The 17,546-nt window shown below is 68.0% G+C and carries 14 protein-coding genes and 2 pseudogenes; 9 read left to right on the plus strand and 7 right to left on the minus strand.

Going from position 1 to position 17,546, the window contains the following annotated elements; genetic code table 11:
- Positions 1 to 395: 395 nt before the first annotated feature.
- The 5 genes and pseudogenes from CXR04_RS20200 to CXR04_RS20215 all read right to left on the minus strand — a co-directional run bounded on the left by CXR04_RS20200 (position 396) and on the right by CXR04_RS20215 (position 3,909).
- Positions 396 to 877: pseudogene (locus CXR04_RS20200) on the minus strand (SAM-dependent methyltransferase).
- A 43-nt stretch (positions 878 to 920) separates the two neighbouring features.
- A pseudogene (locus tag CXR04_RS36040) lies at positions 921 to 1,312 on the minus strand (Tat pathway signal protein); the annotation flags it as partial.
- A gap of 346 nt (positions 1,313 to 1,658) precedes the next feature.
- Positions 1,659 to 1,784 (minus strand): hypothetical protein, encoded by a 126-nt coding sequence (locus tag CXR04_RS36490; RefSeq protein ID WP_267898197.1) that lies wholly within the window; start codon positions 1,782 to 1,784, stop codon positions 1,659 to 1,661.
- The gene (locus tag CXR04_RS20210) at positions 1,769 to 2,671 is read right to left on the minus strand and encodes a phosphotransferase (protein WP_101423757.1); all 903 of its coding nucleotides are present in this window, start codon (positions 2,669 to 2,671) and stop codon (positions 1,769 to 1,771) included. The genes CXR04_RS36490 and CXR04_RS20210 overlap by 16 nt, the downstream gene beginning before the upstream one ends.
- 32 nt (positions 2,672 to 2,703) lie before the next feature.
- Positions 2,704 to 3,909, minus strand: a complete 1,206-nt coding sequence (locus CXR04_RS20215; protein ID WP_234380793.1) for an XRE family transcriptional regulator — start codon at positions 3,907 to 3,909, stop codon at positions 2,704 to 2,706.
- Positions 3,910 to 4,731: 822 nt separating this feature from the next.
- Here CXR04_RS20215 and CXR04_RS20220 point away from each other — a divergent pair.
- The 9 genes from CXR04_RS20220 (at position 4,732) to CXR04_RS20255 (ending at position 14,288) form a co-directional block, all read left to right on the plus strand.
- On the plus strand, positions 4,732 to 4,932 hold the full coding sequence (locus CXR04_RS20220; RefSeq protein WP_101426491.1) for a DUF5999 family protein: 201 nt from the start codon (positions 4,732 to 4,734) through the stop codon (positions 4,930 to 4,932).
- Positions 4,929 to 5,630, plus strand: a complete 702-nt coding sequence (locus CXR04_RS20225) for a hypothetical protein (RefSeq protein WP_159072357.1) — start codon at positions 4,929 to 4,931, stop codon at positions 5,628 to 5,630. Before CXR04_RS20220 ends, CXR04_RS20225 begins: the two co-directional genes overlap by 4 nt.
- A 502-nt stretch (positions 5,631 to 6,132) precedes the next feature.
- A complete protein-coding gene (locus CXR04_RS20230; protein ID WP_159072358.1) occupies positions 6,133 to 7,026 on the plus strand; it encodes a hypothetical protein in 894 nt (297 codons plus the stop codon).
- Positions 7,023 to 7,340 (plus strand): hypothetical protein, encoded by a 318-nt coding sequence (locus tag CXR04_RS20235; protein ID WP_101423760.1) that lies wholly within the window; start codon positions 7,023 to 7,025, stop codon positions 7,338 to 7,340. Before CXR04_RS20230 ends, CXR04_RS20235 begins: the two co-directional genes overlap by 4 nt.
- Positions 7,341 to 7,699: 359 nt before the next feature.
- The gene (locus CXR04_RS20240) at positions 7,700 to 8,410 is read left to right on the plus strand and encodes a terpene synthase family protein (RefSeq protein ID WP_101423761.1); all 711 of its coding nucleotides are present in this window, start codon (positions 7,700 to 7,702) and stop codon (positions 8,408 to 8,410) included.
- A 224-nt stretch (positions 8,411 to 8,634) separates the two neighbouring features.
- Entirely contained in the window at positions 8,635 to 9,861 is a 1,227-nt protein-coding gene (fxlM, locus tag CXR04_RS20245) for a methyltransferase, FxLD system (RefSeq protein ID WP_101423762.1), read from the plus strand.
- A 95-nt stretch (positions 9,862 to 9,956) separates the two neighbouring features.
- Entirely contained in the window at positions 9,957 to 10,109 is a 153-nt protein-coding gene (locus CXR04_RS35285) for a hypothetical protein (RefSeq protein ID WP_199850493.1), read from the plus strand.
- Between the two features lie 76 nt (positions 10,110 to 10,185).
- Positions 10,186 to 13,041 carry a lantibiotic dehydratase gene (locus CXR04_RS20250; protein ID WP_159072359.1) on the plus strand — a complete coding sequence of 952 codons (2,856 nt, stop codon included), beginning with the start codon at positions 10,186 to 10,188 and terminating at the stop codon, positions 13,039 to 13,041.
- Complete coding sequence (locus CXR04_RS20255) at positions 13,038 to 14,288, plus strand: lanthionine synthetase C family protein (protein WP_101423764.1); 1,251 nt, start codon at positions 13,038 to 13,040, stop codon at positions 14,286 to 14,288. Before CXR04_RS20250 ends, CXR04_RS20255 begins: the two co-directional genes overlap by 4 nt.
- A gap of 176 nt (positions 14,289 to 14,464) precedes the next feature.
- Here the strand turns inward: CXR04_RS20255 and CXR04_RS20260 are convergent, their stop codons facing one another.
- Both CXR04_RS20260 and CXR04_RS20265 read right to left on the minus strand, forming a co-directional pair.
- Complete coding sequence (locus CXR04_RS20260; RefSeq protein WP_101423765.1) at positions 14,465 to 14,839, minus strand: hypothetical protein; 375 nt, start codon at positions 14,837 to 14,839, stop codon at positions 14,465 to 14,467.
- On the minus strand, positions 14,836 to 17,313 hold the full coding sequence (locus CXR04_RS20265; protein WP_234380356.1) for an AAA family ATPase: 2,478 nt from the start codon (positions 17,311 to 17,313) through the stop codon (positions 14,836 to 14,838). The genes CXR04_RS20260 and CXR04_RS20265 overlap by 4 nt, the downstream gene beginning before the upstream one ends.
- Positions 17,314 to 17,546: the final 233 nt, after the last annotated feature.

Raw genomic sequence — 17,546 nt, forward strand, 5'->3', positions numbered from 1 at the left:
GCTGCGCGGTCTCGTGCCGCCCTGGGGGAGGTAGACGACAGCCCAGCCGGTCTCGTCCGCGGACGGCATCATCTACGCGAGCGATGCGCTGGATCGGTCGACCTGGGATTTCTTCAAGGTCGTCGATGTTGACTTGGCCTTGCGTCGCTGGCCAGTCATTGCGCGATCTTCCGTATCTGCCGGCAGCGAACTGCAATATCTGACCTCCGGCCCCGCTCATGAACAGGCCAACGACAGACCGTCTCAACCGCCAGTGCACGGACCGTTGCAATCTGGAGCGGGAGGGAAGGGAGGTCTGGGCGGGCAACCCCTGTCCGTCGCCTCCGGCTCCTAACCGTCCCGGTTCTGGGCGTCGAGCCGCAAGGGTCGTGATGGAGAAGTTGCGGGACTCCGAGCTACGGCCGCTTCGACGCGTCGAGCCAGTACGTGGCGAGCATCTCGCTCGGCCACACAGGTTGACGGATATCGCCCCGGGGCCCCATCTCTACGAAGTACGGGGCCAGGTCGACGACCGGCGTTCCGTCGACTGCGTCGAGATCCGTCACTCGAAGGTCCCGGCCGTCCGCGCCCAGCAACCGGGGGTAGTCGGTTGCCAGTTGGTTGGGGCGCCGGTGGTTGCGGTGGACGAACGTGCCGGTCGCCGGCCACCGCGTGTTTCCCCGTGGGCTTCGTGCGTGGAGTTGGACGTCTTCGGGTCGCGCCAGGTGGAAGTGCCACGTCACGGTCAGGTGGGAGAACTCCTCGATTCCCTGCAGCGTTCTAGGGGGTACGCCTCGTTGAGGCGGATGACCGACTCGACCCCGGCCTGGTAGTCGTCCTGGAGGCGGGTGTGGCCCCCGACGACCGTTCCGATCGATTCGACCTGGTACGTCGCCATCGGCGCTCGTCCCTCTCCCTCGGAGATGCGTGTTCGCCAGCCGTCAACCGGCACCGCAGAGCTGGTTGGCGCAGCCTACGACGCGCAGCAAGTCTCGTGCCCGGCGATCCAGCTCCGCGACCTGCCGGCCACCCCGCGGACGGGCGTGAGGTCCCTCTGCATGCGAACGATGACGTCACGAGCACGACCGGAGTGAATGCCAGACATCGCGTCCAACGACTCCGTCCAGGTGGCGGACGCCTCGTCGAGACGCTCCTGCCGAACCTGAACCGCTCCGAGATATCCCAGCGTCACGCTGTGGGTACGGACGTAGAGCTGGCGACGGCGGGTCGCGACGCTGCGCCGGAAATGGATCTCAGCGTCCCGCGGCTGCCCGAGGTCGCGCAGCGCGCAGGCCGTCTCGTGGGCCAGCGGCGCTTCCTGGAAGAACCCGATACCTCCTCAGGTAGGCAGTCCTGACGCCCTGACTGCGGGAGGGGGTCCCGGGTGGCGTGGGAAGCCGCTGACTGCATGCACGGCCGGAACGCAAGCAGCGGAGTTGGTGTCTGTGACCAGGACCCCGGAGGTAACGCGTGGACTCGCGCGGCGTGGCACGCCAACCAACTCCCTGACTCTCCCGCCCCTGGTCCCGCCCCCGCGGCGTGACGCTGGTCCTGGTCCTGGCCTCGTGTGGGTCGGCTTCTCGCCAGCCGGGCGTGGACATATGGCGGTCAACGCTGCGTTCGAATTCGTCCACAACGGGGCCTCGGCGGCCTCGGCGGCGTGGACGTCCGCATACGCATCAGCGTAGGTGGAACTCGCTCAGGTGGCCGCGGTCGTAGGTGCTCAGAGTCAGCCCTTCGCCCGTCATGCTGGCCTTCCGATAACGGTCCACGAACTCGACGGTGACCATCACAAGATCCTCCATTGAAGCTCCGGGTCGTCACGCTGGACGCCTTCGATGCGGCGCTTGACTTCTTCCAGACTTCCCGGGGTGTGATGCGCTTTCCGGGCGTTCGTGGTGATCATTCGAAGTTCGCGAATCTGAGCCAAGGTACTGTAGCCCGACCACTGCCGGACGTCCCAGCCGTAAGCGTCGGCGAATTGCTCATAGTGCCGCTTCCCGTGGCCGAATCTGCGGCAATGTATCTCGACGGTCACCAAATCCCATTCCGGCTGTCCGGTTGAGGCGGTGTCCCAGTCGCACAGGACGACTCCGTCAGGAGTGTGCAGTGCGTTTCGGTGTTGGGGGTCGCCTTGAATGGTACCTGACTGGCGAGCGAAACCAATGCCTGCGAGATCAGATTCGAGCCGATCCGCATAGTCGCTGAGAAATTTGACGGCCGACATCGGCAGATTGCTGATCGCCGAAATGGAGCGTCGAATGGCACGTATGTTGTCGTGCGCTGGCAGGGATACATTCGGCGGGATGAGTGAGTGAAGTGCGTTGAGGGGGTCGGCCAGTTGAGCGGCCGTGACTGGGTTCTCAGGCTGGGGGAGGTAGGTCCAGAAGGTCACGGCGTGATGGTCGACGACCACGGGCTGGTCCACCGGGAGGAGCGGTACGGTCGGGAAGCCGACGGTCATGAGCCAGCGGACGAAGGCAACGGTGCGGGTCACGTCCCTGAGCCGCGACCCGCGTCTGGCGATCTTGACGACGACCGGGTCCTCCGCCAGCAGGATGACGGCGTTGGTGTGGCCACGCAGCAGACGGGCGTCGGAGCTGCGCAGGCCGACTGTCAAGCATGCTTGTTCCAGGACGCGTTGCAGCTCTGACTCATCGAAGCCGCCGGCTACCGGTGCCGCTACTGTCATGTGTCCAAGGTCGCCTACCGCGGGCACCCTTGTCACATCGTGCCAGGAGGGAGGGCCAGGATCTCCCGCAGTTCACGCGCTGGACGGCTGCTGCGGGTCGGGGGTGGAAGCGCTCGGATCACCTCGTGAGCCCGTGCTCGCAGGATTGGTGTCTGATAGGCGGGAAGGATCGTCAGGATGGCCGAACCGGCGAGATCGCAGGCGTCGGTGGGGAGGCGGTCGAGGGCGCTGCAGATCGCCGCTTCCAGTTGGAGCAGTGCCGGATCGATGCCCGTTCTGGTCGGGTAGAGCTCCAAGGCTTGCGCCTGCACTCGCCGCGCCTGTGCGGTGTCCCCGATGGCAGTCAACGCCCCACTCCGGTACAGGAGAAACCGTCGCTCGGGGAAGGAGAATGCGTCGTCCGCGTCTCCACTCGGTCCGATCTGTTCGAACAGATCGGCCGCGAGACGGAGCGCACGCTGCGCGTCGTAGCGATCGCCCAACTTCGCAAGAGCACGAGCCTCCGCGGCTGCGGCGAAGGCGGTGGTGGCTGATGGCCGGCCACGAGTGATCATCCGTGCTTCGCGAGTAAGGGTGACCGCGACTTCGAGGGGGCCGTAATAGAACGGCAGCATCGCGGCCTGCGCCCTTACCCTCGCCCGCAACTCCACGTTGCCGCTGTCATCCGCGGCGGCACGTGCGGTGCCGTACCAGGCTTGGGACCTGGTCAAATCACCGAGCTTCATCAAGGCATCGGCGATCAGCGTCGCGAGTATCGCCGTGAGTTCTGACAGCCGAACCTGGACCGCAGCCGGTTGCCGGTCCCCGGCCAGATCGTCGATGTCCGCAAGGAGGCTGAGGAGCGTTTCGAGGATGGGCGCCGGAGGCGTATACAGGTACTGATGTCGAGCCCATCCGACCCGCTCGTCGAGTAGATCGAGTTGAGCAGGGGTGACGCTGGCGGAGGCCAGCGTTCGGTCTGTTTCACGCCGTGCAGTATCAAGGCGCTGACCAAAAGACTCGCCGGGCGTTGAACCCGCCTGAATCCCAGCGGCACCAGACGGTACAAGTGTTTTTACTGCCGCAGTACTTGCGAAGCCGAGTTCGTCAGGCGTGGATTTATAGAAGGAACACAGCAGGCCAACCGTCACGGGTTTGGGATGATTCTTTCCGGTTTCCCAGTATCCAAGTTGGATCGCGTCAGGTTTCGGGGCTTCATCTCCGTATCCTGCTCCCAGGATTCGGAGATTCTCTGCCACGTTCTTCAAGGTGAGTCCCCGAGCGAGACGGTGCGCACGCAACAGGGAGACGGAGCAGTGATGCTGAATCGTCTCAGCGATTTCCTGGACCGTCCGCCCCTCGGAAGTGCCTTGAGTGCGTAAGCGGCGTGCACACGAAGGACCATGTGTCCGCTTGTCTCCATCCACGGCTGTCGCCTCCTCTCGGAACGATTGCCCGGCGCCGCTCCTAGTCTGGCAAAGATTCGCACGCGCATCACATATCTGCGACAAAAACTGTGACCGACCACGCCCGTCCCCAGGAACTGTGACGGATGCCAGTTGCCTGCCTCTGGCCTCTCAAGGAACCTCTCTCGTCTCGGAAGCCGGGACGGAACGACAACTCGACCCGGACCCTGGCACCCGGCTGCATCCCACACGTACGGCAGTGCGCAGCCATCTGAGGGCTCCGAGGACGGTGAGTGCAGCTGCATGTCGGTGAAGGCCGAGGGAGTGATGAAAGCCATGGCGGCAACGACGCAGATTGACATGGGACACCAGTCACATCCGTTGCTCGGCCAGTTGGTAGCCGACACCGAGCACGGTGGCCAGATCGGGGTTCTGCGTGCGGTGGCGCCCGACGTAGACGACATCCGCCTGGAGCCGGTCTTCAAGGTGCCGGTGACGCCGCCGGTGGCGTGGCTGCGTCCGGCGGCCGGCGGCACGGAATGGACGACCAGTCTCGACGCGATCGAGGAGGTGCTCGGTGCGAACGCTCCGGGAACACGTCCCCCCGCAGCAGCATCGCGGCCCGCAGCGAACCGGAAGCGACGCCGCAGGCGCAAGCCGCACGGGAGGTCCAGCATGTGTAGACATGACCCGCCCTGTCCGTCTTCGCAGTCGCCCGACCGCGACGCGGCCAAGAGCCTGACGAGCGACTTCGTGGCGGGCTGGAGCTTGCTGTGCAACGGGGTGCTCCTCTTCGACGACACCGGCGAGTTGCTTCCCGACGGCAGCATCATCAGCCCGAACCGCAGGTATTGCACAGCTCAGGGGGCGTTATGACACCGCGGGAACAGCGTTACCAGCACGGCTTGCGGGTGCCTGCGATCGCTCCGTGGACGGGTGAAGCGCCGCTTTCCACGCCCGTGATGCGGCGATGGCTTCCTTTCCTCGGCGGTGAGGGAATCGGATTCGCGGACGAGCAGCCGGCGGACCGCCATCGCGGTCTGCTGTGGAAGCGGATTCCGCAGGCGGAGGGCAAGGGGCGTGCGCAGATCGGCCTCGTGCACGGGCCGCGGCAGCGGCAGGCGATGAACGAGAGGTTGTGCCAGGTCTGCTTCGCCCCGGCCGCGCCGGCGGGCGAGCCGCTGCTGTTCCTGGTGGCAGGAGCCAGGCCCATCGCTGATGGGGAGCGCATGACCCAGCCTCCAGTCCACCAGGAGTGTGCTTTTGAGGCGGTGCGGGACTGTCCGCATCTGGATCAGGAGTACTCCGCGGCGCTGGTGGGGCGCACATCGAGCTGGGGTGTCGGCGGCCTTGTCTACCACCCGGAGACGCTGAAGCCCCTTCCCAGCAGGCAGAAGAGCGGCCTGAGCCTGGTCCCCTACGCCAGCCCGCCTATCAGACGGCGGTGGACGCTCGCGGTGCGGGAGGTCACCATCGTCCACGACTGTACGCCGGTGCTCCTGGACGATCTCCCCGCCGAAACAGCGAGCACGGCGGCCCGCAGCGTGGGACCGGGGACGGGGGTTGCCCGGTGATCGTAGTTCTGCCGGTCGCGCCCCTGATCCCCATGGTGTGGAATCTCCGCGCCCGCCGTGTGCCGGTGTATCCGCCGTGCCGTGACCAGTGGTGCAGATCCCGCCCGATTCGCGGGTGCTGAAGCTCCTGCTGCCCGCCGGATGCCGGGCCCTCACCTTCCCCGAGGAGGACCATCCCCGGTCCTTTGCCCATCCCGGCGGGCAGCAGGCAAACCTCTCCGCGATGCCGTCCCCGACCCTCGTACGACGCGAACCTTTTGGAGTCCTTCTTGTTCACCGACCAGGACAGCTTCAGGCGGATGCCGTCGCCGGCGGGCCCGGCTGCGCCGGGCTCCTGGCTCGATCACGTCAGCCCTGCCTTCGACCACAGAGCGGGATGAGCTTGTGCGTCCGCGAGGGCCGCATCCGCTGCCACCGGCGTCGCTGCCGCCATCCCTGCCCCACCCCCGTACAAGCACCTGCACCTGATGGACCTTCCGTACCGGCTAGGAGCACATCTTCGATGACCACCACCCGTATCCACATCGACAACCAGGCTGGAAAAGAGCACTCCGAGTTAGCCGATCGCCTGCGGACCATCATCGCGCAGTGCGAACCCCTGGTCGCTGAGACCGTCGGAATGGGCTTGCCCGCCGAGCTGACGATCCGTATGTTCAACCCGCGCGCTTGGCGTACGCGCGTCATGGACAACATGCGCGGGATGTTCGCCGAGGAAGTCCGTGCCCTGACTCCGGACCCGCTCGCGGTGAAGAACGCATACCGGCAGTTGCGCGTGCAGGGCGTGGGACTGCGCCTGACGTGGATGCTGTTCGGACCACGGACGGTGACGCTGCCGGACGGAACACGCGAGATCTGGTTCATGCCGGACTCCGCCCGCCACGCCGGCATCTACCACCACGACGAGCTGACGCTCGCCTTCGCGCACGAGCTGATCCATCCCGCGCAGCACCACCGTTCCCCCGAGCTCCTGGCGACCTTCGGCACCCCGTTTCCTCAGCAGCGGGGCCTGGCCGGCCGCGCCGTCATGCCGTTCGTCGAGGGCCACGCCACCTGGGGCGGGATCCGCATCGCCACCGAGGTCCTCGGCCACGCTCCCGAGAAGAACGGTCCGGACCGGCAGACCCCTTCACGCCGCTTCCGCTTCTGGCACCGCGGATTCCGAGACAGCCGCAAAGCTACCTACGAAGACCCGGTGGCCTTCTTCACCCAGGTCATCGAAGGCACCGACGAGGAACCGGGCCTGGGCGTCGACCGCTTCAACGGCGTCTGGGCGGACATCGACTGCTTCCCCACCACCGAGGAGATGTCGAACGCCAAGCGGTGGCTGGAGCGCGTCCGTCCGCTGCTCGCCGAAACGCACCCGGGCTCGTCGGTGAGGATCGGTGACGACCGGTGAGCCGCCACAAGGCTGTCCGGGAGCAGAACGACTTCTCCCTGTGGCCGTTCGTCTGGCTCAGCGCCGCCGTGGTTGCCATCTTCGTCACCGTGCTGGCAGACCAGGCCCGCGGCGACCAGCCCGTCGCCGCCTACGCCACCAGCAGTCCGGCTGGCGAGCAGGACGATCCGCGGCTCAGGTTGGGCCGCCAAGACCAGTGGCTGAACCGCATCGTCCCCCTCCTCGCCGCCGATCCAACGCTGGATACCCCCACCGTGAATAGGTCACCTCGTGAGAGGTCTTCTGCCTTGAGCGGCCAGCAGGACGCGACGTAACCGAATCTCATTAGCGTACGCACCGACCCCAGCGATCGCCGGGATCGGCCCCTGCAAATCGGCCCGGGGTGCTGTTTCGAAACCGAGCCTCAAATATCTGCCTGCGCTGGAGCCACGATGATCACCCGCCAACAGCTCGGTATACCCGAGGATCTCGCCCGCCATCCGGACGAGTACCGCATTGCGGACGAACACGTCGGCTGGCTCGTCGGCACCGGGCTGCTCACCGGCCCCCAGGCACGCAGATTCATCCATTCCACAGGCATCGCTGAGACGATCTCCCAGATGGCACCCACGGCCTCTACCCGGAAGTCCTGTGGGTCACGAACGCGGCATCCTGGCACCTCCTCATCAGGGAAGTGTTCGAAGCCCCTGACGGCCTCCGCCTTGCCGAGCACACGGAATTCGTCCGCACCCTCGTCGCCGCCATCGACGCCCGAACGCCTCCCTCCACTCAATGGCACACCGCCGCCATCTTGTGCACTAATGCCCTCACCGCCCCCATGAGCCACCGGGGGACACGCCGATACAAGAGCCATTGGCGGAGATACCTTCTCGCCTGCCTGGAAAACGCCCGACCCGCCTCCCACTGCGCCACGGACTTCACCGAAGTCCTCCAGCGCCGCCGCACCCTCATAGGCTTAGCCGTCCTCGACAGTGCCGAATTCCTCGGCCGCTACGAACTCCCCGAGCACATCGCCGTTCTACCCGAGCTGGCGCGCTACCGCGCGGTGAACATGGACCTGTGCCTGCTCGCCCGCGACCTGCTCCACGTCGACTGGGAACGAAAGATCGCAGCTGCGCACAACACCGTCGTCGCATACCGGGACCAGCACTACTGCGACTGGGCCGACGCCGAGACAAGCGTCCTCGACACCTACCACCACCGCCGCCACGAACTGCAAGAACTCGTCGCCCTTGTACTCGACCACCCCGCTGTCACCAACCAGTCCCTCACAGACCAGATCAACCTCCGCACCTACCTCCGCGACCTCCAACGAGCGGCCCACGCAATAACAGCCACCCACCTCCCCTCCCGTCGCCACCAAGACCCCTTTCACACCCGGTGAGCACACAGTCCTGCGCACTCGATGGCGAATTCTTGCGGCTCGCCCGTCGACCGCAGGACACGGAAGGCGGCTGACCGTCACCATGAACCTGCCCCAGCGAGCCACCCGCTCCCGCCCTCCCCGGCCGGAGCAGCTCCGCCTGGATCAACCTCCGGCACACCGGTGCCCCACGTGACGCGGGGTCGTTCGCATGAGTACGTGTACGCCCAGAAAGGGATGTAACTGTGACCGAGACCCAAACCAACTCGGATTCCGCAGAGCTGTTGCGTGAAGGGATGGTCGCCGAGCTGCGGAAGCAGGGCGCCATCGTCTCCGATGAGGTGGAGGCTGCGTTCCGTGCCGTACCGCGTCACTGCTTCGCGCCCGAAGTGCCGGCCGAGGACGTGTACGGAGCGCCTGAGGGAGTGGTCACGAAACGTACCACCGAGGGTCGGTGGGTCAGTTCGGTCAGTGCACCGTGGCTGCACGCCCGGATGCTTGAGGCAGCTCGGGTGGCACTTGGGATGCGGGTACTGGAGATCGGCTCGGGCGGCTGCAACGCCGCGCTTCTGTCCGAGCTGGCCGGTCCGGAAGGCGAAGTCACAAGCATCGACATCGACCCCGACATCACCGCGAGGGCACAGCGCTTGCTAGCCGCGACCGGCTACGACCGCGTTCAGGTAATCACCGCGGACGGCGCCCAGCCGACTTCCGACGCAACCAGCGGCGGATTCGATCGGATCATCGTCACCGTAGGCGCCGCCGACCTGCCTGCGCCGTGGGTCGACCAACTCGCCGACGACGGCCGACTGCTGGTGCCACTGCGATTCCGCTCGCTGTCCCGCACGATCGCCTTCACCCGTGAGGATGATCACCTGCGCAGCGATGCCCTCATCCGCTCCGGCTTCGTGGCCATGCAAGGAGTGAGCGCGCATGCCCCGCGCACGGTGCAGCTCGCCGGAAGCGACGTGCGGCTCGTCGTGGACGAGGACCAGGCGGTCGACGACACGGCGCTGACCAAGGCGTTCGCCGAGCCGCGGTGTGAGTGGTGGACAGGCGTGGAGCTGACGGGATCCGAGCGCGTGCTGCCGCGGCTGGATGTCTGGCTGGCCGGCGCCGTTGCTCCGTACGGCAGGCTGCGAGCAACTTCGGAAGCGAACGACCGCGGTCTGGTCGGGTGGGTGCTGGGCACTGGTGCTGCGTGCATCTGGTCTGACGATTCCCTGGCTTACCTCACCTTGCGCGCGCAGGAGCACCAACGGGACGGCTTCGAGATCGGCGTGATCGGCCACGGCCCCGCCCGGGAGGAGCTGAGCGAACGCCTGGCCGCTGCCGTCTCCCGCTTCGATCGCGAGGCCCGGCACGCCGGTGAGCCGGTCGTGCGCGCCTACTTCCGCGGCCGGCGGGGCTTCCCCGCGGGAGATGTCGTGACCGTGGACAAGCCCAGTGCCGGCCTGGTGATCGGCACCTGAAGACTCGGGCTGGCCCCGGGACAGGGGAACGGCCCGGAACCGTGCTCCTGGGCAACGGAGCCCTGGGAGCCCGTGCGCTGAAGGGAGGGAACGACATGGCAAACGCAGTTGATGACCCGTTCGCGCTGGACCCCACCGGTGAGGACATCCGGGTGCTGAGCAGCTGGCTCAGCGGCGAAGGCGACGGTGACACGACCGGAGATGGCTGCGGCGAGTCCCCGCCGCAGGGCCCGACGACCGGCTGCTGACCGACGACTGACCAGTGTCCAGGGCCGGACGCGCTCAAGCGCGTCCGGCCCGCCCCGGGGCATCCGGAGGTGCTTGATGCGCACAGTGTTCGATAGCCAGCCGATGGCGATGGCGAGGATCCCGCTGCGACCGTACTTCGCGCCCTCGGACGACGAGGACACGGGAGAGCGCGGGATACTGGACGAGGGCATCTACCTGGCCAGCCGGAGCGCGGCCGACGCCGCGGCCACCGCGCGTGGACGAATGACACGGCGCGCCTACGACCTGCGGTCGCGGACCCGGACAACCCCGCACGGCGTCTTCGCCGGAGTAGCGCCCGCACTTCTCGGTGCGCTCACGGTAACGTTGCAGTTGAGCGCGGACCACCGCCCTTTCACCACCCCGAACCCGGCCTGGCTGGCAGCCGTCACCGACCGGCTGCTCGGGACCGAGCCCAGCCTGCTGTACGCGCTCACCGTCACCTCCGCCACCCTTGCGCGGCTCCGAGGGGACCGATGGGAGATCGAACACCCCACGCCGGATGGGTCGCGGCGGTCGAGCGTACGCGCCACGGAAGTCTCCACCTGGCTGCTGCACGCCGCCCACGATGGCGCCCGCGCCGGCGACCTCATTGCCGAGCTGAGTCTTCGCCACCCCAGCACTCCCGCTGAGCGGGTTGCCGATGCCGTACAGCAGATGATCAACTCCGGGCTGCTGCTGACCGATCTGTTACCGGTCGGCTCGGGCGTAGACCCGTTACGCCACGTGCTGGCCAAGCTCCCACCCGAGGCATCCGCCCGACCCGACCTCGAACGCCTCGCCGAGTTGCTGCACAACGCCGACATCTTTCCGCCCGGAGCGATGCCCCGGCGCAAACTACTCCGCGAAGCAACCGGCCTGGCCGACGCCCTGCACCACTCCCCTCGCCAGTTGGCCGTCGACACCCTCGCGGATGCCAACATCGCGCTGCCGTCCTCGGTGGCGCGCAGGGCGGCCGAAGCCGCCTCGCTGCTCTGGCGCATCGGGCACCGCGCCGGGCCGCTGACCGATTACCACCAGCGTTTTTGCGCCGAGTACGGACGGCACCGCCTCGTCACTCTCCTCGACGTCCTCGACCCCGTAACGGGCCTGGGCGAGCCTCGTCCGAGGGATGCGCTGGGCTTGGACGAAGGTCTCGATCCACAACGCACCGAGGTACTCGCCCGCCTGCTCAGCGACACGCTCATCGGAGGCGCCGACGAACTCGTACTCACCGAGGACGACATCGACCCCCTCGCCAACCCCTCGCCCCTGCCACCGCCCCGCACTGCCGAGATCCACATACAACTGCTCCACGGTGCCACCGGTCTGAAGATCGCCGTCTGCCCCGCGACCGGCTCCCAGGATGCCGGCGCCGCGCCAGGACGCTTCACCCGCTACCTGCCGGACCTTGCCCCCGACGAAGCCCACGATCCCGGGAACGGTCCCATGATCGCCGAGATCGTCTGCCGGTCCCGTACCGTACGCGCCACCGCACTCGCCGTCGAGACCGGCACCGCGCCCTGGCGCATCCCCCTCGACGTGCCCACCCGCCCCGACGACCTCCTCCCCGCCGACCTCGCCCTGGGCACCACCGGCGACCACCTGCAGCTGTGGTCGACAAGCCACGACCGGCCCGTGATACCCGTGCTCTACAGCCGCCTCGCCCCGAAGCTGCTGCCCCCGGCCGCCCACCTGCTGCACTTACTCGGCCACACCGGCACCCGCCCCTGGCACCCGTGGCACTGGGGCCCTTTCGCCGCCTTCCCTCACACCCCGCGGGTGCGCTACCGCGACACGCTGCTCACCCCTGCCCGCTGGCTCCTCCCCACCCGCGTGGCCGCCGCCGCTGACGACCGCGCCACCTTCGAGGCGCACCTCGCCACCTGGCGCACCTCCGCTCGGCCGACCCCACCGCCTGTCCTGGTCACCGAGGAAGTGGACCGCCGCCTCCCGCTGGACCTGGACAACGCCGAAGAGCGCGAAATCCTACGCCGCAGCATCCGCCGCGGCACCCGCACGCTGGCCGAACCCCTCGCCGCGCCCGAGCAACTGGCCGCTGTCGACGGCCCGACCGGACGCCACCTGATCGACCTCGTCGTCCCGCTCACCCGCCGCCACACCCCGCAACCCACGCCACCCGACCCCCGCCGCGCCCTGCGCCGGCACCCACCGGCCTCCTTCCACCTGCCGGGCAGCACATGGCTCTCCGCCGCCCTCGCAGCTCCCAGCCACCTCCACGACACCCTGCTGGCCCACCTCGCCCCGCTCCTGGACGATCTCACCGGCGACGCCGACCGCTGGTTCTTCCTCCGCTACACCACCCCCGCCCTCGGCCCCCACCTACGCCTACGCTTCCACGGCACCCCGCACACCCTCGCCACCCGCATCCAACCGCGACTCAGCAACGCCGCCGACGCGCTACACCGCACCGGCCTCCTACGCACCTTGCTCCTGGAGCCGTACGAGCAGGAGGTCGAGCGGTACGGCGGCCCGGACGCCATCACCGTGGCAGAGGCCGTGTTCACCGCAGACAGCCGACTCGCCCTCCAAGCCGTACATCGGACGCCGGACGAACGTCTCCTCCTCGCCGTGGCATGCGCCACCGACATCGCTCGCAGCCTCGCCCCCGGCCAGGAGAGAACCGCTCTTCGCCCCGGTCGCCTCACCGCCGACCAACGACGCCATCGCGACGCCCTTCGGCCCCATCTCGGCGACGGCGCCGCCTCGCTCATCCCCACCGAAATGACCACCGCCCACGCTGAGTTGCGCGCCGCCCTGGCCGACTACCGCGACACCCTGGCCCCGCAAGTCGCGGCCCGCTGCGCCAGCGATGTCATCCACATGCACGCCAACCGACTCCTCGCTGGCGGCCCCGAAACCGAACGCATCGCCCGGACACTGTCCGCCGACCTCCTCCACCGCCGAGCATGACCCCCTTACAGACCCGCGCCGCCGAGACCGCCCGACAGCTCGCCCAGGCCCTTCGCGCCCCGGAGTACGTCACGGCCCGCGTCTCGCCACGCGCCGCGCCCACCCTGTGCTACGGGCTCGCCGGCACCGCTCTCCTACACGCCTACCTCGCCCAAGCCGACCCCGGCGCCGAAGCCGCCGCCATCGCCCACTGGGACCAGGCACACAAACTGGCAGCAAAAGCACCACCGGACGGAATCCACACCGGCCCGGGAGCACTTGCGGCCTCTCTGCTCATCGGCACCGGCTACCTTCCCGGCACCCCATACGACAAGACGCTGCCCCGAGCAACACGCTGGCTCAGCGCCCGCGCCTACGCCCTCGCCCAGCACCACCACCAACGCTCCGCACTCGGCGAAGGCACCCCGTGGGCCGTCTACGACGCGATCAAGGGACTCGCCGGCATCGGCCGCGTCCTGCTCGCCGCACACCTCCGCGGCTACGGCACCGAGGCCGAACCCGGACTGCGAGCCGCGCTGAAGGCACTAACGCACATGATCCTCACACCACACGGTTCCCGCCCAGGCTGGTGGCTCCCCGCCACCGAACACCCGCCGACCGTTCACGTGCACCCCTCAGGCGCCGCCACCACCGGCCTCGCCCACGGCGTCGCTGGCCCGCTCGCCACCCTCGCCATCGCACACACCGCCGGCCACACCTGCCCCGGACAAGCCGACGCGATCCACACCGCCGCCACCTGGCTCCAGAACTGGCGGGAGCCAGCAGGCACCTGGCCCCCGTACGTGAGCGGCAACGACCTTGACACCGGCTCGACAACCCGGCACACCCCAGGAAGACGGGACGCCTGGTGCTACGGCGCCCCCGGCATCAGCAGCGCCCTCACCCTCGCCGCCGACGCCTTGAAGGAATCTACTCTGGCCCACGCCGGCCGACGTGCACTGGCCACCATGGGCGAACGGCCGTCCACGCAATGGGACACCGAAGGCCCAGCACTCTGCCACGGCACAGCAGGAGTTCTGCAGACCGCGGCGCAGTCCGGCTCCAACACTGTCGCCCGGCGAGCCGCGGAACACCTCGTCGCCACGGACACCCTCAAGCACCTCTCCGAGCAGCCGAACAACTCAGCCCAGGGCGAACCAGGCTTCCTGACGGGCGCCGCCGGCACCGCCCTGGTCCTCGCCGACTACTCGGGCCTCATCCCGACAGACTGCCCCGCCGCCTGGGACTGCCTGATGCTGCTCACATGAGTAAACGCCGCAGGCCCGGACCGGGGAGAGCTTCATTGGCAGTCAGCCTGGCGTCACTCGATCGATGAACACGGCAGACTGTCAAGGAGGTTAAGCATCATCGCTGCGAACGCCGTATGCCTCGGGCACCTACACCGACGCGGTGGCCGATGCCATCGCCCGCCTGGGGGTCTCGGTCAACGAGGCAATTCCTGTACCAGTTCGCTAACTTCCGCACGCCATGAGCGGACCTGGTCTCGGGTAGGGCCGATCTCGTACTGGTGGTAGTGGCACCCAAGGCAGAGGTGCGACCAGACGACGTTGGCCCTCCGGGCGATGGTCGCGGCGGTGTAGCAGCGCAGGCAGAGCATCTTCGCCCGCGTGGTGATGCCGGCCAGTCCCGGCGTCGCGGCGTCGAGCGTGCGATCGACCGCGATCTCCAGGGCGGTCCGCAGCGCGAGGGAGGCTCCACGGTGCCGACCGGCCGCCGAGGCTTCGACGCTGGGGTCGGAGAGCAACTGGTCGGCTGTCAGCAGCAGCTCGTCGATCGAAGTACCAGCGGCGCCGGTCACTTTGCCACCTCCGTCTTGCGCACCTTCTGCGTGAGCTCGCTGATCTCGGTCACGAAGCGGTGCGCGTCGGCGATGCGGGTCCCCGTGGCGTGGGCACCGCTCTGACACTGCTTGAGGAGGTCCACCGCACGCGGGCCGCAACGGGTGCGGAGCTCCCGGTAGACATCGCCGGTGCGCCCGATATCGCCGAAGAAGGCCAGCGCGGCCATCTTCATGAGCTTGTCCGCGTCGGCCACGGCGGACTGCAGATCGTGCTCAGAGCCCCCGGAGCGGAGGTGCTGGACCCAGGCCGCCTCGACGAAGGCGTTCTCCAGCGCGATCCGGCACAGTGCGGGAAGCACGTGGGTGCGGGCCGCATCCGGAAGACGCTCGGTACTGGCGAGAGCCCTGGCATCCGCGATCGCCTGGCGGACCGGATCGGTCACCGCTTTGACGTTCACCTTGGACGCCTTGCCCCGCTCGATCTCGAACACCGTGACCGGCAACTCCTGGGTCGTGAAAGCGCGCTGAAGCCGGGTGTCGTGGGTGAACACGACCACCTGCCGGTGCTCGCCGAGCTTGTGTAGGACCTGGGCGAGCCCGTTGACCTTGGCCGGGTCCATGGACTGCACGGGGTCATCGATGACAATGAAGCCGAACGGGCTGTCGGCGGTGGCCGCACGGGGCAGGAACAAGGACAGCGCGAGAGAGTGCTGCTCTCCCTGGCTCATGACGCTCAGCGCCGAAGCCTCCTCCCTGTCGACGGTGACGTCCATGACGAGCTTGCGGACGTTGGCCCTCTCGCTGCCCTGGAGGCTCACCCGCTTGAGGTCGATGTCGCTCTCCTGGCGAAGCTTCTCCCAGATCCGCTGGGAGTGACCGGTGAAGCCCTCCATTCGCCTCTCTCGCAGCTCGGCGGTGAGATCCTTGACCCAGGTGCGGGCCTTCCTGACAGGGCCGAGCCGGGGCTCGGCGTCCACCGCGGTGCGGGCCTTCTCCATCCAGCTCGCCAGGCGCGTGACGAGCTGACGCCACCGTTCGTCCCGCTTCTCCAACTCCCGGACGGCGTTGTCCTTCACAGCGGCGCAGGCGTCGGCCAGGGTCAAGGCGGTGTCGTGGAAGCGCTGCACGAGCTGAGCCGGATCGCTGATCGCACGGCAGTCAAGCCATTCGTTCCAGGGATCGGTCAGGGCGACCGGGATCCGCTGAGGTGTCTCGATGAGGTTCTGAGCCGCCCGTGCTGCCGACCGCAGTTCGCTACGCGCGTCCTCGGCGGTCTTCGCCTCCTGCCGGAGCAGGGTGATCTGGGCATCGGCGTCGGCGGCCCACGCGGCGTCGAGGACCCGTTCGGTGCCGCAGACCGGGCAGGACCCTTCGTCGGGATGACGGTCGCTGTGGGCCAGGGCCTTCTCCAGCAGGCCGACGCGCTGCAACGCGTCCTCGGCACCGGTCAGGCGCACATCCTCGACTCCGGCGAGCGCCTCGCGCAGCCGGTCCACCGCTGCTCCGACCTGCTCCAGGTCAGGTCCCCGCATGTCGACCGCGGCACGCAGTTCGGCGAGGAGACCGTCATCGTCGAAGGGCAGGCCCGCCACGAGTCCGTCCAGCGCCTCGAAGTCAGGCCGGCCCTTCGTCTCAATGGCGATTAGCGCCTGGACCGCACGCTCGTCGTCCTCAAGTGCGTACAGCGCGGACGTGATCTCCGGCAGCTCGTGCTTCGCCGCCTTGATCGTGTCGCCCAGCGCCTTCTCCTGCAGCCCAAGGTGGTTGTACGCGGCGCTTAGCTGCCCGAGTCCGAGGATCGTGGCGATGGAGTCATACATCTGGGAGGGCTTGCCGCTGATCATGCGGCCGAGGTCGACGTACGACAGAAAGGGACGGTAGTCCGTCAGGGCCTGCTTCCATGCAGCCTGGTCGAGGGAGACCGCGCCGTGTCCCGGACGCCGGAACGTGCCCACGCAGTCGGTGATGTTGTGGCCGGTCCAGGCACGAGTGAGCGTGCTCCGGCCGGTGTCGCCCTCGACGGCGAGCTTGACCTCGATCTCCGTCTTGGCCCCGCCGTGAAGGTTGCGCCAGTTGCTGGTGCGCGTCGCGTCCTGCCCGAGCCAACGCATGTTCGTGCCGGTGAACGCCGTCTCGACTGCTTCGGCGATGCTGGACTTCCCCGAGCCGTTGCGGCCCACGACGAGGGTGACACCCGGGCGGGGGCTGAGGTTCAGCCAGGCCCGAGGGCCGATGCCGCGGAAACCTTCCACAGAGACGGAGTCGAGGAAGATCCGGCCCACGGGTGAATTCCCCGGGGTTTGCGCGCTGCCGAGTGCCTCGGTCACAAGTGCCTTCACGGGTTCGCCGAGGGGCGCGGCAGCCAGACGTGCCTCCACGAGCTCGGCGAGCGGCCCGGACTCGGGGGCAGGAGCCTGCGAGGCGGGCGTCGTGGAAGGGGACGCGGCAGGCTGATCCTGTTCTGAACTGGTCATGGGAGCGTTGTCAGCCATGGGGAGACCTCCGGATCTCGACTGTGGCGAGCACCAGGTGTCGGTGCGTCGTGCGAGCACCAGAGTGAGACCGGAAGGCTTGGGAACTCGTTGGAGATCCTGATAACCCGGGTTATCAGGCTTCCTTTCGTTGCCCTTGTCGTGTTCGCTGTAGGGTTCTGCCAGCCTCAGAGCCCGTTGATCGGCCGGTGAGGATGCCCGAACAGGACCGGTACGGAAGGGGGAGTGAAGCG

Origin of the sequence: Streptomyces sp. CMB-StM0423, from assembly GCF_002847285.1 — a bacterium.
Classification (GTDB): domain Bacteria; phylum Actinomycetota; class Actinomycetes; order Streptomycetales; family Streptomycetaceae; genus Streptomyces.

Coding starts and splice junctions, on each gene's coding strand:
- CXR04_RS36490 (WP_267898197.1), bottom strand. CDS start 1,784: ATGGAGGATCTTGTGATGGTCACCGTCGAGTTCGTGGACCGTTATCGG.
- CXR04_RS20210 (WP_101423757.1), bottom strand. CDS start 2,671: ATGACAGTAGCGGCACCGGTAGCCGGCGGCTTCGATGAGTCAGAGCTG.
- CXR04_RS20220 (WP_101426491.1), top strand. CDS start 4,732: ATGTGTAGACATGACCCGCCCTGTCCGTCTTCGCAGTCGCCCGACCGC.
- CXR04_RS20225 (WP_159072357.1), top strand. CDS start 4,929: ATGACACCGCGGGAACAGCGTTACCAGCACGGCTTGCGGGTGCCTGCG.
- CXR04_RS20230 (WP_159072358.1), top strand. CDS start 6,133: ATGACCACCACCCGTATCCACATCGACAACCAGGCTGGAAAAGAGCAC.
- CXR04_RS35285 (WP_199850493.1), top strand. CDS start 9,957: ATGGCAAACGCAGTTGATGACCCGTTCGCGCTGGACCCCACCGGTGAG.
- CXR04_RS20250 (WP_159072359.1), top strand. CDS start 10,186: ATGCGCACAGTGTTCGATAGCCAGCCGATGGCGATGGCGAGGATCCCG.
- CXR04_RS20255 (WP_101423764.1), top strand. CDS start 13,038: ATGACCCCCTTACAGACCCGCGCCGCCGAGACCGCCCGACAGCTCGCC.
- CXR04_RS20265 (WP_234380356.1), bottom strand. CDS start 17,313: ATGGCTGACAACGCTCCCATGACCAGTTCAGAACAGGATCAGCCTGCC.